This window comes from Desulforamulus aquiferis, assembly GCF_030577015.1.
In the GTDB taxonomy this organism is placed as follows: domain Bacteria; phylum Bacillota; class Desulfotomaculia; order Desulfotomaculales; family Desulfotomaculaceae; genus Desulfotomaculum; species Desulfotomaculum aquiferis.
Genome location: NZ_JARPTC010000020.1, coordinates 56,234 through 76,055, shown reverse-complemented (window position 1 = coordinate 76,055; position 19,822 = coordinate 56,234). Strand labels below are relative to the sequence as shown.

Annotated in this window: 15 protein-coding genes and 2 rRNA genes; 15 read left to right on the top strand and 2 right to left on the bottom strand. The window is 38.2% G+C overall.

The annotated features are described in order from the left end of the window. A 23S ribosomal RNA gene (locus tag P6N53_RS13630) occupies positions 1–148 on the top strand; the annotation flags it as partial. A gap of 185 nt (positions 149–333) precedes the next feature. Continuing rightward, a 5S ribosomal RNA gene (rrf, locus tag P6N53_RS13625) occupies positions 334–450 on the top strand. Between the two features lie 178 nt (positions 451–628). Here the strand turns inward: rrf and P6N53_RS13620 are convergent. Together P6N53_RS13620 and P6N53_RS13615 are read right to left on the bottom strand one after the other, a co-directional pair. After that, positions 629–1,711 carry an efflux RND transporter periplasmic adaptor subunit gene (locus P6N53_RS13620; protein ID WP_304544084.1) on the bottom strand — a complete coding sequence of 361 codons (1,083 nt, stop codon included), beginning with the start codon at positions 1,709–1,711 and terminating at the stop codon, positions 629–631. Then, the gene (locus tag P6N53_RS13615) at positions 1,677–5,081 is read right to left on the bottom strand and encodes an efflux RND transporter permease subunit (RefSeq protein ID WP_304544082.1); all 3,405 of its coding nucleotides are present in this window, start codon (positions 5,079–5,081) and stop codon (positions 1,677–1,679) included. Before P6N53_RS13615 ends, P6N53_RS13620 begins: the two co-directional genes overlap by 35 nt. 368 nt (positions 5,082–5,449) lie before the next feature. On the opposite strand from P6N53_RS13615, the gene P6N53_RS13610 reads away from it, so the two are divergent. From P6N53_RS13610 to eat, 13 genes are all read left to right on the top strand, one after another. Further along, positions 5,450–6,229 (top strand): glycosyltransferase family 2 protein, encoded by a 780-nt coding sequence (locus P6N53_RS13610; RefSeq protein ID WP_304544080.1) that lies wholly within the window; start codon positions 5,450–5,452, stop codon positions 6,227–6,229. Further along, positions 6,226–7,650, top strand: coding sequence for a capsular polysaccharide export protein, LipB/KpsS family (locus tag P6N53_RS13605; RefSeq protein WP_304544078.1), 1,425 nt, complete (start codon positions 6,226–6,228; stop codon positions 7,648–7,650). The genes P6N53_RS13610 and P6N53_RS13605 overlap by 4 nt, the downstream gene beginning before the upstream one ends. Positions 7,651–7,682: 32 nt before the next feature. Further along, positions 7,683–8,687 (top strand): polysaccharide biosynthesis protein, encoded by a 1,005-nt coding sequence (locus P6N53_RS13600; RefSeq protein ID WP_304544076.1) that lies wholly within the window; start codon positions 7,683–7,685, stop codon positions 8,685–8,687. A gap of 12 nt (positions 8,688–8,699) precedes the next feature. Next, on the top strand, positions 8,700–9,635 hold the full coding sequence (locus P6N53_RS13595) for a dTDP-glucose 4,6-dehydratase (protein WP_304544074.1): 936 nt from the start codon (positions 8,700–8,702) through the stop codon (positions 9,633–9,635). 48 nt (positions 9,636–9,683) lie between these two features. Next, entirely contained in the window at positions 9,684–10,889 is a 1,206-nt protein-coding gene (gene pseC / locus P6N53_RS13590; protein WP_304544072.1) for a UDP-4-amino-4,6-dideoxy-N-acetyl-beta-L-altrosamine transaminase, read from the top strand. Positions 10,890–10,898: 9 nt separating this feature from the next. Then, the gene (pseG, locus tag P6N53_RS13585; RefSeq protein WP_304544069.1) at positions 10,899–11,936 is read left to right on the top strand and encodes a UDP-2,4-diacetamido-2,4,6-trideoxy-beta-L-altropyranose hydrolase; all 1,038 of its coding nucleotides are present in this window, start codon (positions 10,899–10,901) and stop codon (positions 11,934–11,936) included. 58 nt (positions 11,937–11,994) lie between these two features. After that, the gene (locus P6N53_RS13580) at positions 11,995–13,758 is read left to right on the top strand and encodes an N-acetylneuraminate synthase family protein (RefSeq protein WP_304544067.1); all 1,764 of its coding nucleotides are present in this window, start codon (positions 11,995–11,997) and stop codon (positions 13,756–13,758) included. Positions 13,759–13,780: 22 nt separating this feature from the next. Then, the gene (pseH, locus tag P6N53_RS13575; RefSeq protein ID WP_304544065.1) at positions 13,781–14,353 is read left to right on the top strand and encodes a UDP-4-amino-4,6-dideoxy-N-acetyl-beta-L-altrosamine N-acetyltransferase; all 573 of its coding nucleotides are present in this window, start codon (positions 13,781–13,783) and stop codon (positions 14,351–14,353) included. Further along, positions 14,334–15,383, top strand: a complete 1,050-nt coding sequence (pseI, locus tag P6N53_RS13570; RefSeq protein WP_304544063.1) for a pseudaminic acid synthase — start codon at positions 14,334–14,336, stop codon at positions 15,381–15,383. The genes pseH and pseI overlap by 20 nt, the downstream gene beginning before the upstream one ends. Before the next feature lie 138 nt (positions 15,384–15,521). Then, complete coding sequence (locus P6N53_RS13565) at positions 15,522–16,070, top strand: CBO0543 family protein (RefSeq protein WP_304544061.1); 549 nt, start codon at positions 15,522–15,524, stop codon at positions 16,068–16,070. A gap of 248 nt (positions 16,071–16,318) precedes the next feature. Then, positions 16,319–17,791: a GAF domain-containing sensor histidine kinase gene (locus P6N53_RS13560; protein WP_304544059.1), complete on the top strand. Its 1,473-nt coding sequence runs from the start codon at positions 16,319–16,321 to the stop codon at positions 17,789–17,791. Continuing rightward, a complete protein-coding gene (locus P6N53_RS13555; protein ID WP_304544058.1) occupies positions 17,760–18,218 on the top strand; it encodes a response regulator in 459 nt (152 codons plus the stop codon). The genes P6N53_RS13560 and P6N53_RS13555 overlap by 32 nt, the downstream gene beginning before the upstream one ends. A gap of 167 nt (positions 18,219–18,385) precedes the next feature. Further along, a complete protein-coding gene (eat, locus tag P6N53_RS13550) occupies positions 18,386–19,795 on the top strand; it encodes an ethanolamine permease (protein ID WP_304544056.1) in 1,410 nt (469 codons plus the stop codon). Positions 19,796–19,822 lie beyond the last annotated feature (27 nt).

Below are 19,822 nucleotides of genomic sequence, written 5' to 3'. Positions count from 1 at the left end.
CATCTAAGCGCGAAGCCTCCTTCAAGATGAGGTTTCCCACTACGCAAGTAGGTAAGACCCCATGAAGACTACATGGTAGATAGGCCGGGGGTGTAAGGGCAGCAATGCCTGCAGCCGACCGGTACTAATAGGTCGAGGTCTTGACCTAACTCGAAGTTCGAGATTCGAGATTCGAAGTTCGAACTAAGAAAAATATATACGACGATTACTTAAAGCTGTTCAGTTTTGAAGGAACACATAAATTGGATATATGCTTGAGGTAAGACCCAAGAGGAATGCTTGGATCGAACCTCGAATGACGAACATCGAATATCGAATATCGAATATCGAATTTCTGGTGGCGATACCGGAGGGGGTACACCTGTTCCCATCCCGAACACAGCAGTTAAGCCCTCCAGGGCCGATGGTACTCGGGGCGCAAGCCCCTGGGAGAGTAGGTCGTCGCCAGAGTAATTTTACAAAACCCGCTGTCTTTTGATTAAGACGGCGGGTTTCTTAATGAGTTTGTTTATGATATTTGACATGTATAAGCTATCACAAAAGAAAAAGGTGAGGCTTTTAGTCCCACCTTTTTCTTACTTTTGCTATCTTCGAAATTATAATTAATTTAGGCAATATGTAATGTATTCTAATTAGAAACTATCTCTACTGTACTACCGTCTGTTAAACCATCGTGACCTACTGATACAACCACTTCATCATTTTTTAGACCGTTAAGGATCTCAAAATGGGTATCATTAGAGTAACCTATTTCTATTAATCTTTTCTCAACTTTACCTTCCCGCTCTACAAAAACATATTTTTGTCCATCTTCTGTAATCACAGATTCCTTTGGTACAGAAAGGGAGGCTTTACGTTCAGCAAGTAAAATTTCTACAGTTGCAAACATACCCGGCTTGAGCAAATCATCCCGGTTTTCTAAAGTAATTTTGATTGGGTAGGTTTTAGTCGTTGGATTAGGAACTGGCCCTATATGGGTGATAAATCCTTCAAAGGTGTTACCCGGCAGTGAATCAACCATGACCTTTACCCGTTGACCTTGTTTGATAGCAATTATATCCTGCTCAGCAACTCCGGTCTCCACATACATCCGATCTGTTTTAACAACGGCAAATATAGTATTTCCTGGACTAATGTTTTCCCCTTCAGACACGTCCTTTAGACTAACGATTCCGGCTAAAGGACTAGTTATATTTGTATAATTTAGGTTTTCAGTAGCCAAGTCAAAATCATATTGGGCCCGGTTAATGTGCTCCTTGGCCATCTTGAATTGACTTTCAATGTTTTCAAATTCATATTGAGAAATGGCCTGGGCTTCGTATAGGGCCTTCATCCGTGCATAGTTTATTTCCGCATCCTCATATCTAATCTGTTCTGCAGATAGATCAGAAGAGGATTTTTTATGCTGTAGCTTAAAAGTTGTATCATCTATTTTACATAAGGTCTGTCCTTTTGCAACCTTAGTGCCAATATCTGCGTTAATAAATTGCACAGTTCCGTTTACCTTGCTAGTGATGAAAGCCTGTTCAGCCGGTTGTAAATGACCTGGTAATGAAAGAAAATGGGTAAATTCACCAGCTTCTACCGGGCTGGTTTTAACAAAGACACCTTCGCTATTTCCAGCAGTAGATACATCCCCTGATTGCTTGTCCTGACCACAACCAGCCAAAATAAGGCTAATTACTAGAAAATACAGTAATATCTTTTTCACAATTTTCTCCTCCTTGAATTGACTGATTGCGTTTATTATCTAGCTTTGTTTGTTTATGCTCCTCTAACATGGTATAAAGAACAGGAATAATAACCAAGGTCAAGACAGTTGAGGCCAGTAAACCGAAAATTACAGCGTAACCCAATGGACCAAAGAAAGGTTGGCTTAAAGTAATGGGTAAGATTCCTCCGGCTGTAGTAATGGTAGTAGCCATAATCGGTACAAATCTAACTATAACTGCCTTTTTTACTGCATCCTTTATTGCAAAACCATTCTTTCGCATGTAATTCATATAGTCAACTAGTACTATAGCATTGTTAACAGCAATACCTACTAGGGCGACAACACCTACAAAGGATACAAAACCAAAATTATTACCTGTAATCACCAGACCTGGCAAAACACCAATCATGGCCATAGGCACACTTAGTAGTATAATCCATGGCTGAGACAGAGAATTAAATTGTACCGCCAGTACCAAAAATACTAATACGGCAGCAATAAGCATATTGGTGAACATATCAGTAAAGGATTCTTGAATATCCTCATGCTCTCCCCCAAGTTTAATTGTCAATCCGGTTGGTAAAGGATAATCGGCGGTGGATTCCTGGAACTTTTTAATTATATCACCCGCTATGACACCTGTAGTGGTTTCTGCAACAACAGTGACCTGTCTTTTCATATCTTCATGACTAATTGCTGTTACACTTTTGCTTTCCACTAGTTCGGCTACTTGAGTAAAGGGAATTGGTTGACCTCCATGGGAGAAAAAGTATAAGCCTTCTAGGTCTTGAATTGAGGACAATTTATCCTTAGTTGTGCGAATATATACGTCTATCTCATCTTGATCTTTTCTAAATGTGGTAGCCTTTAGACCATGTACCGCATTTCGGACACCTGAAGCAATGGTCATCTCATCTAAACCCAAACTGGCAGCCTTTGCTTTATTTATTTTAACCTGTAGCTCAGGTGTGCCTTCCTGAATGCTATGCTTTACATCCCTAGTTCCTTCAATATTCTTCAAAATAGAAGTAAAATCGTTAGCTACCTTTTTTAGCTCGTCCAGGTTCTCCCCCCTTAAGTTAATAACAACTGGAGCATCCGTTGGAGGACCATTCTCCATTTCATTAACTGTAATTTTAGCTCCAGGTATATCTTTCAGGTTTTCCCGCATAAGAGCTGCTAACTCCATACTTGAGCGTTCACGATTCTTTTCGTCATGTAAATCTATGATAACCCGACCTTTATAAGGGGTTGCTCCCATACCTACACTAAAATCATCAAAGCTGTCTGCGCCTGTAATACCAACGTTAGAAACAAAGCTTTTAATTTCCGGGAAGGAAAACAGCCTTCTTTCAACTTCCTCTGCTATGGCCGAGGTAGTTGAAAGGGTGCTCCCCCGGGGAGTCTCTATATTTACATATAAGCGAGTAAAATCCGTGGGTGAAAACATCTCAACCTTCAATAGTCCAAGGGGAATCAACATAATGCTTAATACGAAGGCCACAGACGTGATTCCTAGAACAGCCCACTTGCGCTTTCTACTATGAATAATATTGTCTATAAATTCACCATATTTCTTTAGTATTAAGGACTCCCTTTTTCCTTGTTGCTGTCGGGAATATTTTATTATTAGTGAGCTACCAAATATAACAGCAAAAATCAGCGAGGCAATGCCGAAGCCAAAGATACCCCCATTATCTGTTCGAAAGGCCAACATTGTAAAGCCTACAACAAAAAGCAGGGAGATAGTATATTTCATCTTGCTAGTTAAGTATTTACTAGGTTTCATATCACTACCCTTGGGTTTTTTAAGCAGCATGGAACACAGAGCAGGGGTAATAGTAACTGCCACAATAAATGAAGCACTTAAGGCAAACATAACTGTCTGCGGAATTGGCTTAATAAATTGGCCCATTATACCTGGTGTTAGCATAATTGGGAAAAAGGCAGCCAAAGTTGTCAGGGTGGAAGAAGCTATGGCCGGAGCAATTTGGTTGGTTGCAGCAGCTGCTGCTTTAGCAGACTCCAAGCCCATTGAGCGCAAGCGATCAATATTTTGCATGATAACTATGCCGTTATCCACCAGCATACCTACAGCAAGGATTAAAGAAAATAGGGTAATATTATTGAAGGTCATGCCAGAACTCTTCATTAAACCGAAGGCAGCAAATATGGATAGAGGGATAACGATAGAGACTACTGCAGATTCCCGAAGACCAATAAACAGAAATAAAATTACACCAACCAACAACAGGCCTGAAAATGCGTTATCGGTTACCCCACCTAATTGGTCCTTAACGTAAACAGCTGTATCCCCGCTAATTTCAACTTGGAGGTCAGAGGGATATGTACTACCCTTTTCTAATTGTATCTTGTCATAAATTTTTTGAGCGGTTTTGATTACATCGGCAGACTCTTTTTTCTTAATAGAAAGTGCTACAGAATCCTTTGTCGATGGGTTGGAAGTATATAGACCGGAGGATAACCTGGAGTAAGAATCGGCCTCAGCGAAACCATCCTCAATTTGAGCAATATCCCTTAAAAATACTGGGCTGCTCCCTTGATAGGTAATTATCACATTATTTAATTCATCGACAGATTCCAGTTCTCCCACGGTGCGAATATTATAGTTTTTATAATCAAGATCAATACTGCCACCGGGAAAATTAATGTTGGACAGGTTAATAGCGGATTTGATCTGTTCCAAAGATATAGCATAATGGGCTAACCTTTGGGGATTTACTATAATCTTAATTTCTCGTTCGAGTCCGCCAATAATTTGAACGTCAGATACATCATCTATGTTTTCAATACTGTCCTTGAGCTTATTTGCGATACTTTTGAGGACAACAAAATCATAGTCACCAGTAATATTGATGATCATGATCGGCGAATTATTGGTTTCAAAGGTGGACACCTCAGGCAGTTCTGCATCCTTAGGGAGATCGCCTCTAACTGTAGAAACCTTTTCGCGCATCTTCACAATCATGTCATCCATGTCTACTCCAGCTTCAAATTCTACAAAAACTGAGGAAACTCCAAAACCAGATGAAGAGGATATATTTTTGACTTTGTTTAATTCGGCCATCTTTTTCTCAATTTTATCGGTAATTAGTTTTTCTATTTCCTCTGGAGCAGCACCGTTATAAATGGTCATAACATGACCGAAGGGTAAAATGATTTCTGGTTGTAATTCCCGAGGGATCTTAAAGTAAGAAGTAACCCCCCAGATCATCAAAGCAGCAATTATCAAGTAGACGATTCGGTATCGCTCTATAAAAAATCCGGCCCAGCGGCCAAGTACATTTTTCTCTGTAATCAGCTCAGGTATGTTAGTTGATTGTATTTGTTTATTTTCCTCCATCATTTTCCCCGCTCTCAATATCTTAGTGTTCTAAAAATTTAACTTTGCTATTTATCACAATAATATCTTTTATCATATATACATTAATAGAGCTTTGGGGTCAGGTCAACTATTAAATATAAATTACCATTTGAAAATTACAAAGGGAAGTGTACCTGTTCCTAAAACAGCGGGTTTGGTAAATGGGGAAAAGAGCCGTCCCTGACTTAAAATCAATAAGTTAGGGGACGGCTCTTTTCATCTATTCCCAAGGGTGATACTTTCAAGATTCCAAATAAATACATTTATACTTAATTTTTCACACATATTTCGGGAGGGATTCATAAAGTAAAAGAGATAAAAAGATGGTTTTGTCTAGGGAGTGATCATGATTGTCAAAGGTATCTGTTATAATGACCAGTTATAATAAACCCCAGTATATAGGTAAAGCAATTGAAGGAATATTAAAGCAAACCTTTACGGATTTTGAGCTACTATTAATGGATGATAACTCAAATGATGAAACACAACAGGTAATCGAAGGTTTCCTAACAGATGAGAGAATAAAGTATTTTCGAAGTGATATTACTAGTGATTCTGAAAGAGCAGAAAAAATACGATATGCGGCTTTGATTAATAAGGCCTTAGGCATGATTAGCGGCCAATATATTTCTTATGCTACAGATGACAATATTTTCAGACCCCAGCGGTTGGAAAAAATGGTAGATTTGCTGGAAAGTCACGAGGATATTAAAATAGTTTACTCAGACTCTATGGTATTTTCCCTTGAAGCGGAGGGAAAGCAAAAAAGTATGCACAGAATGGCTAAGTCAATAACCTGGCTTGCCCCATGCCAGGTTGATCATTGTTCAATAATGCATAGAGCCGATATTCTACCTGTAATCTATGATAGGTGGGGTTCCTATTGGGATGAAGATCCACAATTTTATTTTATTGGTGATGCCAGGTTCTTCTGGAGACTTAATCACTATTGGCCATTTTACCCGATCAACGAAATATTAGATGATAATTATATTACAGAAATATCATTACACACTCAGATGAGGGCTAAAGATAATGAGAAGAACTCAATTCTTAGGCAATTGCCAGAACAAAAAACTTGTAGAGAGTTAAGACAATACTTAAGAAGTTTGAACGGGGCTAGAAAATGATGCAAAAGAGAGAAGCATATTTAGAAAATTATTGGCTGACATTTTTAGATTTTATTGAAGTATTCAAAGAATTGGTTTTTGAAGATGTCCCTTTACCCCAATTGGCTAATTTTTATCAACTTTTAGACCATGATCTAAGGGAAGAAATGTCAGACCCGGAGTTTAAAAAGCATTTAAACAGTAGGATATTAGATATGGCCCATATACAACCCCAATATGAACAGTGGATAAAGCCATTAAAAATGCCAATAGAAACAAAACCAGGTAAAACTTTGCTGAATTATGATTACCTGCGCTTTTCAGAAAATAACTATATCAAATATTTTGATGCAAAGCAAACTATCATCTTTGCTCGATGGAAAAGAAAAGATTATCTAGGTATACCTGTTCATTATATCAATGACTATAAAGTTGACGTCTCTGAATCAATAAATAGTTTGCTTGAAAAGGCAAACATTTTGTTTAAATTAGTTGATAAGCACCCAGTGTTTGGCAATCAATATTTCCGCACCTCTTTTTTAGAAAGAATTAGACATATGGTACAATTCATTGCTGCAGTCAATAGGTATCTGAAGGAAAATATTATTTCTTGTGTCGTAGTCGGAACAACTGAGGATTTATTAAGCCGTGTACTAACAATAATAGCAACATATCTAGGTATTCCCAGTATTTGCATGCAGCATGGGCTTTTAGGCGGTGATGAAGCATATATTCCCGTATTCTCAACGAAAGTGGCTGTTTATGGCGAATATGAAAAAGACTGGTATCTAAAAAGAGGTTTGGTGGAGGATAGAATAGCAATAACCGGACATCCTCGGTTTGATGATATATTTACTCAAGAACATTTACCCAAAGAAGAATTTCTGAAATTGTATAAGTTAAATCCGAAGAAAAAAACTGTACTGTGTGCTACACAACCTAATTATGTTAAGCAATGGAATGAGTTAATTGATATATTAGCGCAAAATCCCCTCTTAGAAATCGTACTTAAACCGCATCCCTGGGAGTTATCCCGAAAACCTGAAAGCAAGTTAATGGATAACTATTATGAATTAGACAACAAGTATGAGTCTGTAAAGCTTATATCAAAAAAAGGTGTTAATTTATATGACATTTTATCCAATGTAGATATGGTAATTACTAATTTATCGACAGTTGGTTTAGAAACCGTATTAGCTGGGAAGCCGTTATTTATGCTTAGTGATAGAGAATTTGATTATTATGAAAGGCTAAAAGACTATACATTTACTGAGCCTGCTGAGTTAGCAAAATATCTTACAAAATTTATTAGGTATAAAAAATTACAAGAGATTGCAAAAGAGCGGGGAAAGGAATTTTTAGACTATGCATATCCCCAAAAGCTTTCTGGGGACCTTCTAATAGAAGAGATTAATAAGATGAAATCTGTCGAGGTGCTATAACTTGAAATATTAAGTTTGAGAGGAGGAGTAAGATGTTCTTTAGAAATAAAAAAATATTAATTATCGGCGGAACTGGTACGGTGGGGGAGAGTTTGTTACAAAAAATATTGCTTGATGATCCCACAGTTGTAAGAATTTTAAGTAGGGATGAATATAAACAATATATGTTGCAAAACAGCTTCAGTTCAAGAAAAGACATAAGATATTTAATTGGCGATGTCAGGGATTATGATCGGGTGTTAACTGCGATGGAAGATATAGATTATGTATTTCATGTTGCGGCATTAAAACATGTTCCTGCCTGTGAATATAATCCCTATGAAGCGGTATTGACTAATATCGTAGGTACAAACAATGTCATAAAAGCTGCAATGGCACAAAATGTAAAAAAAGTGACTTTTACTAGTTCGGATAAGGCCATTTCACCTACTAATACTTATGGTGCCACAAAGCTTACGGCCGAAAGAATGATTGTTGCCTCAGGACAGAACAAAGGGAATAGTAAAACAATATTTTCCATAGTTAGGTTTGGTAATGTAATAGGATCTAGGGGCTCAGTAATTCCTTTATTTATTAACCAAATACTTAACGACAGAAAAATAACAGTTACAAATCCGGCAATGAGTCGCTTTATGATGACCGTAAACCAAGCCACCGAATTAACTATTAAAGCAATGAGGGAGTCTAAGGGGGGAGAGATTATTGTTCTAAAGATGCCGGTAATATTATTGCAAGATCTAATTAAAGTAATTACAGAAGAAACCTGTTTCAAGCACAAGATTAATATTAAGGAAATAAAGATTCAAGAAATTGGTATGAGACCCGGTGAAAAAATGTTTGAAGAATTAATGACCTATGATGAGTCATTAATTGCCTGGGAACTTCCAGATATGTTTATTATTCCTGCTAGTGTTGAAAATGAATTTAGATATCCAAACGCAAAAAAAGCAAAGGAAGGAACCTATAGCTCAACTGACCAACCGGTTCTTTCCATTGACGAAGTCAGAAAACTAGTCTTAGATCAGGACTTAATATAAAGGGGTGAAAAAATGAAGGTTCTTGTAACTGGTGGGGCTGGATTTATAGGAAGATGGGTTGTTGAGGTACTAATAAAAGATGGTCATCAAGTATGGGTGGTAGATAATTTTTCTAATGGATCATATCAAAATATAAAAGAGTTTATTCAAAATAAAGAAATCTATTTTCAAAAGGCTGATATAAATGATTTAGAAACTATTGACAATATTTTTAAGAATAAATTAGATATTTGTTATCATTTAGCGGCCAGTATAAATGTTCAAGATAGTATTGATGATCCACAGACTACTTTTAATAATGATACAATAGGCACATTTAATATATTAGAAAAATGCAGGCTATATAACGTAAAAATGGTCTTTATGAGCACATGCATGGTTTATGATAAAGCTTTTGATCAAAAAGGCATTGCTGAAAAACACCCGACTAAGCCGGCTTCACCCTACGCAGGTTCAAAAATTGCTGCTGAAAACATGGTTCTTTCATATTATTATGCTTATTCATTACCCATTGTAATAGTTCGTCCTTTTAATACCTATGGTCCTTTTCAAAAATCAGGTGGTGAAGGCGGTGTTGTAGCAATATTTATTAAAAACAAACTAGCTGGTAAAAAGCTTATGATATATGGAGATGGAACACAAACAAGAGATTTATTATATGTTGAGGATTGTGCAAGATTTGTAGTAAAAGCAGGTTATTCTAAACAGGTAAACGGACAAATAGTAAATGCTGGACTAGGTGAAGATATATCTATAAATCAATTAGCCTCACTAATTGTGGAGGATCCTAGTCAGATCCAACATGTTGCACATATTCATCCTCAAAGTGAAATACCTAGATTATTATGCAATTATGACAAGGCAAAAAAACTACTGGATTGGCAACCAAAAGTTAGTCTGGTAGAAGGTATTAAAAGAACAGAAGAGTGGCTCATGCTCCAGAGTTAGTTTCCGATTAGGGTGAATCGGATTTTTTTCTTGGAGAGGAGTACTAAAATGAGTACAAATAATAAATTAGCCATTTATGGAGGGAAACCCGTCAGAAAAAATTATCTGCCCTATGGCAAGCAGTGGCTTGATGATGGAGATATTCAAAGGGTTGTCAATGTTTTAAAGGGGGATTATCTAACAACGGGACCAACAATTGGCATGTTTGAGAAGGAAATAGCCGATTATGTTGGGGCCAAATATGCTGTGGCTTTTTCCAATGGAACAGCTGCTTTACATGCAGCTTGCTTTGCTGCCGGCATTGGGGTTGGGGATGAAGTGATAACCTCTCCTATAACCTTTGTGGCCAGTGCAAACTGTGTTCTTTATATGGGGGGAACTCCGGTATTTGCAGATATTAACGATCAAACCTATAATATAGACCCCCAAGAAATCGAAAGGTTAATTACTGCTAAGACCAAGGCGATCATACCAGTAGATTTAACGGGGTTGCCGGCTAATCTAGATTGTATAAAGGAAATAGCTCAAAAGCATAAGCTAATAGTTATTGAAGATGCTGCACATGCCCTGGGAGCAATATATAAAGACAAAAAAGTAGGTTCACTAAGTGATATGACTATGTTTAGTTTTCATCCAGTTAAGCATATTACCACTGGTGAGGGCGGCATCATTACAACTAATAAGGAAGAGCACTATCAAAGATTAATCCAATTTAGAAATCATGGAATTACTAGAGAAACCAATAAGCTGCTAGATAATCATGGGCCTTGGTACTATGAGATGCAAATGTTGGGTTACAATTACAGGATTACTGATATTCAAGCAGCCTTAGGCATTAGTCAACTAAGCAAATTGGATAATTTTATTAGAACAAGGAAGGATTATGCTCAAGCTTATAATGCTGCTTTTAGAGATATGGAACAAATTATTTGTCCGGCAGAGCTGACGGACAGAATTTCCAGTTGGCATTTGTATATTATCAGATTAAATTTTGATAAATTAAAAGTTGGTCGAAGGGAGATTTATGAGGCCTTACTTAAAGAAAATATTGGGGTTAATGTACACTACATTCCCGTATACTATCAACCTTACTATCAAGGGTTGGGATATTTCAAGGGTCTCTGTCCAAAGGCTGAAAAACTTTATGAGGAAATGATCACTTTACCTCTTTTCCCGGCCATGAATTGGCAAGATATAAAGGATGTAATAGATGCTGTTGAAAAAGTGATCTCTTATTACAGCTATGGGGACTAGGTGGTAAGTTTGCTGATTGCAAAGGGAAAAAAATTATTGTTAAGGGCAGATGCTTCCGGGCAGATTGGTATTGGCCATGTGATGAGATCCCTGGCCTTAGCTCAGGCCTGGCAGGATATGGGTGGAGAGGCAGCATTTCTATGCCTTGCTTTACCTAGCAAACTTAAAGGATTACTTAATGAGGAAAAAATAAAAACCACAATTAAAGACAATATATTGATTGGCAGTGTTGATGATGCTAGGCTAACTGCTGAATTAGCTCGTGAATTGGGGATCACCTGGGTAATTGCCGATGGATATGATTATAACTCCCATTACCAAGGATTAATCAAAGAATGGGGATTAAAGCTGCTAATTGTAGATGATTTTGGCCACGCCAATTATTACCCTGCTGATATAATTTTAAATCCTGGGTTAGATACAAATAAAGGATTATATTCAAATCGGGAGACATATACTCGATTACTTTTAGGGCCTAAATATATAACGCTGCGAAGAGAGTTTATCAAATTGCAAAGGACACAGCAAGAGATTGCTCAAGAAGCTAAAAAAATACTGGTTACTATGGGAGGAGCAGATCCAGGTCAAGTTACTCTAAAGGCTGTGGAGGGTTTAATCGATCTGGGAATGGATTTACAAATAAAGGTAGTCATTGGACCCGCATATACCAGCACTGATAAATTAATGGCCTTGGCAGCAAATGGTAATGTATTAATTCTACAAGATGTCAAATATATGTCTTCACTATTCCAGTGGGCTGATCTAGGTCTTACTGCCGGAGGTTGCACTGTGGCTGAGATGGCTTATATGGGTTTGCCAAGTATAATCATCCAAACAGCTGAAAATCAGTATGCCAGCCAATTGTATGAAAACAAATATGGTGCAGCAATATTCGCTGGAGATGCCCAAACAATAACAAAGGATCATATTTGCTGCTGTGTTAAAACCCTATGCAATGATTATCCTAGGCGTCTAGAAATGAGTAATAATGCTTGTAAATTAGTTGATGGGAAAGGTAGCTATAGGATATTTGAGTATATAGTCTAGCTCCAGGTGTGGATCGAACCTAAAATATGCAAGGGCATTAATTAGGGGGATGGAACTGATGGAAAAAGTAAAAGTGATTGCGGAAATAGCTAATGCGCACCAGGGAGATGTTAATATACTGAATTCCTTGATTAAGGCAGCGGCTAATTCCGGAGCGGATGGAGTGAAGTTTCAGTGGTTCAAATATGACCATTTAGCTACCGAAGAATATAACTTTTATAAGAGTTATAAAGATTTATTTATTGAAGAGGAAAAATGGCAAGACATATTATCCCTTACAAAACAATTAGGTCTGGAGGTATGGGTTGATATCTTTGATCAATGGGGATTAGAACTAGCCCAAAAATTTGCTTTATTTATTCACGGCGTAAAGATACCGTCAACAATCATTCAAGGAGAGGAATTAATAGAAGGGATTCTAATGTTGGAAAGGCTAACATTACTGGGTGTTGGAGGATGGTATGACCATGAAATAGATGCATTTGTTTCAGGGCTAGACCAGAAACATATTGATAGACTAGTTTTAATCCATGGTTTTCAAGGCTATCCCACTAAAACAGAGGATGCAAATTTAGTGCGAATTGGTTATTTGAAAGAGCGCTATAAACTTCAGGTTGGGTTTGCTGATCATGAAGATGGATCAAAGCCATTAGCAATTGACCTTCCAATATATGCTCTATTTGCCGGAGCAGCCTTAATAGAAAAGCATATTACCCTAGAACGAGGTAAGAAGGGATATGATTACTATTCTGCCTTAGAACCAGATGAATTTTCCCTAATGGTTGCGAAATTGAGGGAGGCAGAGAAGGCCATGGGGTCAACTAAGATAAATGATTCCGAGAGGAAATATTTAAAGGATAGCCTTAGGGTTGTCGCAAAACATGATATTGAAAAAGGTGAAATAATTTCATTAAATAAAACAGTTAATAAGCGGTGCTCCTCAGAAAAGTCCCTGATGCCACTAGAGTTTAAAGAAATCTCGCCAAGTATAGCTAGGGATAAAATCAAAAAGGATCAACCAATTATTTCCGAAATACTGGAATATCCTAGAATTACTATTGCAGTAGTTTGTCGGCTTAAATCCACTCGATTACCCCAAAAAGCCCTCCTGCCAATTAATGGTCTTGCCTCCATTGAACGATGTCTGCTTAACTGTTTAGAAGTGCTTGATGTTAATCAAGTGGTATTGGCAACTTCCCATTTGCCAGATGATGATCCCCTTGAACAATATGTAATTGATGGAAGAGTAAAAGTCATCAGGGGGGAGCCTGATAATGTTGTTGATAGATTAACTAAGGTAGCCCGGGAAACAGGAGCCAATATTCTTCTGCGAGTAACAGGGGATTGTCCTGCCGTAGCTCCGGAAATATTGAATCTTCTTATAGAAAGCCATTTGAAAAGTGGCAAGGATTTGACTATGCCAACTTCAGAACACGCACCTGGTACGGCAGGTGATGTATACACTGTTGAGTCACTTTACCGACTGCTTCAACAAAAAAAGCCACTTACTCATACTGAATATTTACCTTTTTATTATATAAATAATCCTAAGCTTTTCTCAGTTAATTATGTAGACTTACCTAAGGAGTTTAGATACCCGCAATGGCGGCTGACTTTAGATGAACAAAAAGATTTAGAGTTATTTGAGCGCATATATTCTGATTTAGATATAAAGAGAGAGCCGTTGTATTTTTCTAAGCTGAGGGAACATTTAATTGATAAGCCACAGTTAACAAAAATCAATAAGCATATTGCTTTGAAATGGAAGGACGATAAGGAATTAGTCAAAGAAATATTTGAAGCAACATCTCTAGACAAGTAAGTAGGTTAAGGGATGATTTGAGATGGAAGGGACAGGAAATTATAAGCTAACCAATATATTAGAAAAGCATGAGAAAATACTTTTAAGTTGGCGCAATTCAGATCATGTTAGTAAATACATGTTTAGTGAAAGTGTTATCACAGAAGAGGCGCATCATAGGTGGTTTCAAAATCTAATCAAGGGTAGTGGAATTATTGGCAAGGTCTTACTTTTTAATGAAAAGCCAATAGGCTTTGTTAATTTTTCCAATATTGAGCCTAAACATAATAAGTGCCATTGGGGTTTTTATATCGGAGAAGGAGATGCACCCAGAGGATCTGGGACCATTATGGGCTTATTAGCATTAAGTTGTATCTTTGAGGAGTACCTTTTGAGAAAATTATGCACTGAAGTATTGGATTTTAATAATATAAGTATTAACTATCATCAGAAGCTGGGATTTGTTGAGGAAGGTAGGCTTAAAAAGCATATCTATAAAAATAACAGCTTTCATGATGTTATTGTCATGGCATTATTTAATGAAGATTGGAGCAGAAATAAAGAACAGAAATTTATTGAGTGGAGGGAAAAGTACGGTGGAGCAAATAATTATTAATAACAGGGCCATCGGCTTGGGTAATCCACCTTTTATAATCGCTGAAATGTCAGGTAATCACAATCATTCTCTGGAGAGAGCTCTTGAGATTGTGGAGGCGGCTGCTAAAGCAGGGGCTCACGCTTTAAAACTACAAACCTATAGGGCAGATACCATGACCTTGAACTTAAATCATGGGGAATTCTGTATTAACCAATCCGACAGCTTGTGGGAGGGGTATTCCCTTTATAACCTTTATCAGGAAGCATATACACCCTGGGAGTGGCATAAGCCCATCTTTGATCGGGGCAAAGAGTTGGGGATGATTGTTTTTAGCACTCCCTTTGATGCAAGTGCGCTGGAATTTTTAGAGGAATTAAACGTTCCTTGTTATAAAATTGCTTCCTTTGAGGTAACGGATTTACCTTTAATAAGTAAGGTTGCTAAAACGGGAAAACCCATAATTATTTCGACGGGAATGGCAACAATTGCAGAGATTGATGAAGCGGTTAGGACTGCCAAGGAAGCTGGATGTAGGGATTTAATTCTGCTTAAATGCACCAGCACTTATCCTGCATCTCCTAAAGATACAAATATTCTTACCATCCCTCACATGCAGCAGCTTTTTCAGTGCCAGGTTGGCTTATCCGATCATACCCTGGGTGTTGGTGTTGCTGTGGCCAGTGTTGCCCTAGGGGCAACGGTGGTTGAAAAACACTTTACCTTATCCAGGGCTTCGGGGGGAGTTGATGCTGCTTTTTCCCTCGAACCTGATGAAATGAAAATCTTAGTTGACGAGACAAAAAGGGCCTGGCAGGCCTTGGGTGAGGTAACCTATGGGCCTACGGTAAAGGAGAAGGACTCATTAAGTCTTAGACGTTCATTATATATAACTGAAGATATTCAAAAGGGAGAATGCTTAACCAAGTATAATTTACGTGCTATTAGACCGGGATTAGGCTTATCCCCTAAGTATTATGATCTGCTAATTGGCAAAAAGGTCAATCAAGATGTAAAAAAGGGCACGCCCTTAAGCTGGGGTTTAATATGAGGCAGATTTAGCAAACGACCTTGAAGAATGTTCATATTCTTCAAGGTTTTTATTATCACCGAAATCTGGGTTATGGCGATTTGAAACAAGCCTTTAGAGATATAATAATAAAAAATTTTATTAAGAAAGGAATATCATGTGGGTCAATCACTTCACGAAAAAGAGATAGCGACACAATCAAAGGCAGACATTTTGCTTCGTGAATTTTGGTTAAAAGAAGTCTTTTTGCGCTGGGAATGGTGGCTATTATTAGCATTAACTATAATTCCCTGGATAATCTGGTGGAAATATATTGATCGCAGACGGTTATTTGAAATATTAACCTATGGATTTTTGGTAATGACTGTATCGTCATTTTTTGATGCCATAGGGGTGGAATTTGATTTATGGGATTATAAATATCAGCTTGTACCTTTGTTTGATATATTTATAACCTATGATATGAGTATAATGCCGGTTATTTATATGGCAATATATCAGAAGTTTGATAAATGGAAATCATTTATTATAGCTAACACAATTGTCGCAGCAATTTTTGCATTTATATCAGAGCCATTATTGGTTTGGCTGGATTTTTATCTTTTATTAAAGTGGAAATATATTTATTCTTTTCCCATTTACATTGCCATAGCAATTGTACTTAAATGGGTAATGGTTTGTTTGAAAAAATACTCCCTAAAGCCTTAGAAAGATTTATCTAAAAATAAAATTGTATACATTTATTTTCTGCAGGATAATGCTAAGGCATATAGAATAGATATTACTAGAGATAAATTAAGAACTAAATAAAAAAACGACAACGATGATCAAGAAGGCAAAGAAGCCCTAGTATACCGTGGTAAGCACCATGGTAGCTTAGGCTTCTTTTTTATTTTTACCAAAAGATGACAAGGTAATTGACATTAAAGTAAAGCTGGTAGGGGATTGTGATAGCAATGGGAAGGGAACCTAGAGAGGTTCTGTTTAATTTATGTCAAGACCAAACAGCCCTTGAGGAAGAAGATATTTCTGTGTTGCGTAATTTGCAAGGTAATTTGCAGCACTTTGCCGATTTGGCCGGGGCAGATATATTTATAGACGTTCTTACCAAGGAACCTGACATTGCAGTGGTAGTTGCAGAGGCTAAACCATCAACCGCCCCGTCCCTTTATAAAAGCAGTGTGGTGGGACAGCAGGCAATTAGATGTAATGAGCCAGCAGTATTTCAAACCTTTGAGACTGGGAAACCAGTGCCTAATATGCAAGGTACCAGCCAGGAAGGTTATCCCATAAGCCAGACTGTAATACCAATTAAAAACAGCTCAAACAAATCAATAGGTGTTCTCATAATGGAGAGAGATAATTCTGCTCAGGTGCGGCAGGAAAAGACCATGGAATTTCTATCTAAGACTACTCAAAAGCTTACGGATACTTTACTCAGTCAGACCGAGGTAGGAGAAGTACTGCCAACCCTCATTCATGATGCTCTATTTATAGTGGACTCAAGAAACAAGCTTGTTTATGCCAATTATGTTGCCCATGAATTACTTATAGAACTAACCAGGGAGCTCAATCCCGTTAGCATGAGTATTGACCAATTAATAAATAAGGTACCGGAGTTAGGCCCTATTTTTTCCAGAAAATTTGATACTCAAGAGGTAGATGTTCAGGGGAATACGGTATTGGTGAGAACTCTGCCAATAATTGAAGGAATCGAAGTTCGTGGCACCATCTACTTACTAAGGGATATCACTGAATTAAGAAAGAAAGAGAAGCAGCTAATTGCTAAATCAGCAGTTATTAAGGAGATTCACCACAGGGTCAAAAATAATCTGCAGACCATAGCCAGTCTGATGCGATTGCAAATGAGAAGGGTAAAAAATAAAGATGTCACCGCTGCCTTTCAGGAAAGCATCAATAGAATAAGCTGTATAGCTCTGGTTCATGACATTATTTCCAGGGACACCACTGAATCAATTGAGCTAACAGAGTGCTTAAAAAGGATTGGGAAAATATTAACTGAAAGTATGCTTTCACCGGAGCAGGATATTACAATTGAGGTTCGGGGGGAGTTTTTGAGAATACCCTCGGAGCAGGCTACACCAACCTCTATTGTGGTAAATGAAATTTTACAAAACTCATTGAAACATGGATTTGTTGATAAAACACAAGGTAAAATCTCTGTTATAGTTGAGACATTAGAAACCACTGTAAAATTAGTTATACGGGATGATGGTAAGGGCTTTCCAGCGGGATTCAACCGGGAGACCAGTGCAAATTTAGGACTTCAGATAACCCAGGCCTTAGTTTCAGAAAGCCTGGGAGGAAGGATAAATATGTATAACAACAATGGTGCCGTAGTGGTAATTGAGGTTCCGAGGTGGGGGGCTGCTGACGATGAAACCGTTGCGTATAGTAGTAGTAGATGATGAAGTCCTAATTAGAATGGATTTAAAGGAAATACTCACTGAGCTTGGTCATAAAGTGGTTGGCGAAGCCGGCAATGGTGAGGCAGCGTTGGATTTAATTCAAAGGATTAAGCCGGATATGGCTATTCTGGACGTGAAAATGGAAAAAATAGATGGCATAAAGGTTGCGAAACTTATTGTGGGGCAGAAAATTTGTGCAGTACTTTTGTTAACCGCCTATAACGAAGAGGAACTAATTAGAAGGGCGATGGATGCCGGGGTTGTGGGGTATCTTACAAAGCCAATTACCGAGAAAGAACTTGAGCCTGCCTTGCAGCTTGGCTATGCAAGATATCAAGAAATATTGGATTTGAAGCAAAAAAAGGTAGTTCTGAAGAAAGCTCTGGATATGAGCATCTGTAAAGAAAAGCTAAAGAATATCCAGTAGCACTTAAAATAAAATAACTGGGGCGAAGAGGTCCATATAAGGTGGGAGAAGCTACTCTCTTTCTACCTTGTGTGGACTTTTTTTATTTATTTTATAAAGATGAGGGGTGATGTCCGGCAAAAACAGTTTTTTGGTTTGATAAATATATCGTAAAGGAGAGAAAAAATGTGAGTGATTTAGCAACTAACATCAACGTCAATACAAATGAAAGTCAACAACTTAAGAGATGTGCCGGACCTCTGCTGCTATGGGGACTGGGAGTAGGTTATGTTATCTCCGGCGACTATTTTGGCTGGAACTTTGGTATAGCTGCTGGTGGGTTCTGGGGGTTATTTATCGCAACTATTTTAATGGCTATTATGTATATTACTATGTGTTTAACAATTGCCGAACTAGCCACTGCCATACCCTTTGCCGGTGGCGCCTATGCCTTTGGAAGATCAGCAATGGGTCCCTGGGGGGGATATTTAGCGGGTATAGGTGTGGTGCTAGAGTATGTTTTAGCCCCGGCTGTTATTGTGAACGGTATAGTTGGCTATGTAAATATTTTGATACCCGGTGTCCCGGATTGGTTATGGGTCATAGGCTTCTATGGTATTTTTTTAGCCATGAATACCCTAGGTGCTAAGACAACCTTAAATTTTGAACTGGCTGTTACATCCATTGCTATTATTGGTTTGGCTATTTTTGCAGTTGTAGGTTTCTCTCATTTTGACATGAGCAGGGTTTGGGAAATTGCCCCCACGGCAGGGAATACCGAATTTCTACCCATGGGCTGGCTGGGGGTTTGGGCAGCAATTCCCTATGCGATATGGTTTTTTCTGGCAATTGAAGGGCTTCCCCTGGTTTCTGAGGAGTGTAAAAATCCGGCTAAAGATATGCCCAAGGGTCTCATAACTTCTATTGCAACTCTGGTTATCACAGCTTTTCTAGTGCTATTTTTAGCAGTTGGTCTTGGTGGAGCAGAGGCCATGGGTAAATCCGACAGCCCTCTGCCTGAGGCACTGGCCTTAGCTTTAGGGCAAGCTCATTGGTCTGTCAAGGGTTTGGCTTTAATTGGTTTAGCCGGTCTTATTGCCAGCTTCAACGGAATTATATTTGGTTATGGACGAGCTATCTTTGCCCTTTCCAGAGCGGGCTACTTACCCAGAGGTCTTTCTAAAGTTCATCCCCGTTTCCGTACCCCCCATGTGGCCCTGCTGGTAGGTGGTGCCATCGGTATTGTGGGTGCCATCCTTGGAAATGGAGATGTTTTAATACAAATCGCAGTATTTGGCGCAGTTATTTCTTATATTATGATGATGCTTTCCGCCATAGTTTTAAGGAAGAGGCAGCCTAATATGGAAAGGCCCTATAAAGTTCCCTTTTATCCTGTGACTCCTTATGCTGCTCTAATACTGGCAATGATTGCCTTATTTGCAGGTTTCTTTTATGCACCGAAGGTTATTCTTTGGACCGCTCTGGTTTATGCAATCTTTGTAGCATATTTTGCCTTCTATAGTCGCCACCATTTAGTGGCCAAGGCACCTGAGGAGGAATTTGCTATCCTTAAAAAAGCCGAAGAGGAATTAGGTTAATATTAAGTTCCGGCAACCTTGGGGTTG

What these genes read in the sequence shown, in the direction of transcription:
- pseC (WP_304544072.1), top strand. Translation starts at nt 9,684, where the DNA reads ATGAGTACAAATAATAAATTAGCCATTTATGGAGGGAAACCCGTCAGA.
- P6N53_RS13555 (WP_304544058.1), top strand. Translation starts at nt 17,760, where the DNA reads ATGAAACCGTTGCGTATAGTAGTAGTAGATGATGAAGTCCTAATTAGA.
- P6N53_RS13605 (WP_304544078.1), top strand. Translation starts at nt 6,226, where the DNA reads ATGATGCAAAAGAGAGAAGCATATTTAGAAAATTATTGGCTGACATTT.
- P6N53_RS13600 (WP_304544076.1), top strand. Translation starts at nt 7,683, where the DNA reads ATGTTCTTTAGAAATAAAAAAATATTAATTATCGGCGGAACTGGTACG.
- pseH (WP_304544065.1), top strand. Translation starts at nt 13,781, where the DNA reads ATGGAAGGGACAGGAAATTATAAGCTAACCAATATATTAGAAAAGCAT.
- P6N53_RS13580 (WP_304544067.1), top strand. Translation starts at nt 11,995, where the DNA reads ATGGAAAAAGTAAAAGTGATTGCGGAAATAGCTAATGCGCACCAGGGA.
- P6N53_RS13615 (WP_304544082.1), bottom strand. Translation starts at nt 5,081, where the DNA reads ATGATGGAGGAAAATAAACAAATACAATCAACTAACATACCTGAGCTG.
- P6N53_RS13560 (WP_304544059.1), top strand. Translation starts at nt 16,319, where the DNA reads ATGGGAAGGGAACCTAGAGAGGTTCTGTTTAATTTATGTCAAGACCAA.
- P6N53_RS13595 (WP_304544074.1), top strand. Translation starts at nt 8,700, where the DNA reads ATGAAGGTTCTTGTAACTGGTGGGGCTGGATTTATAGGAAGATGGGTT.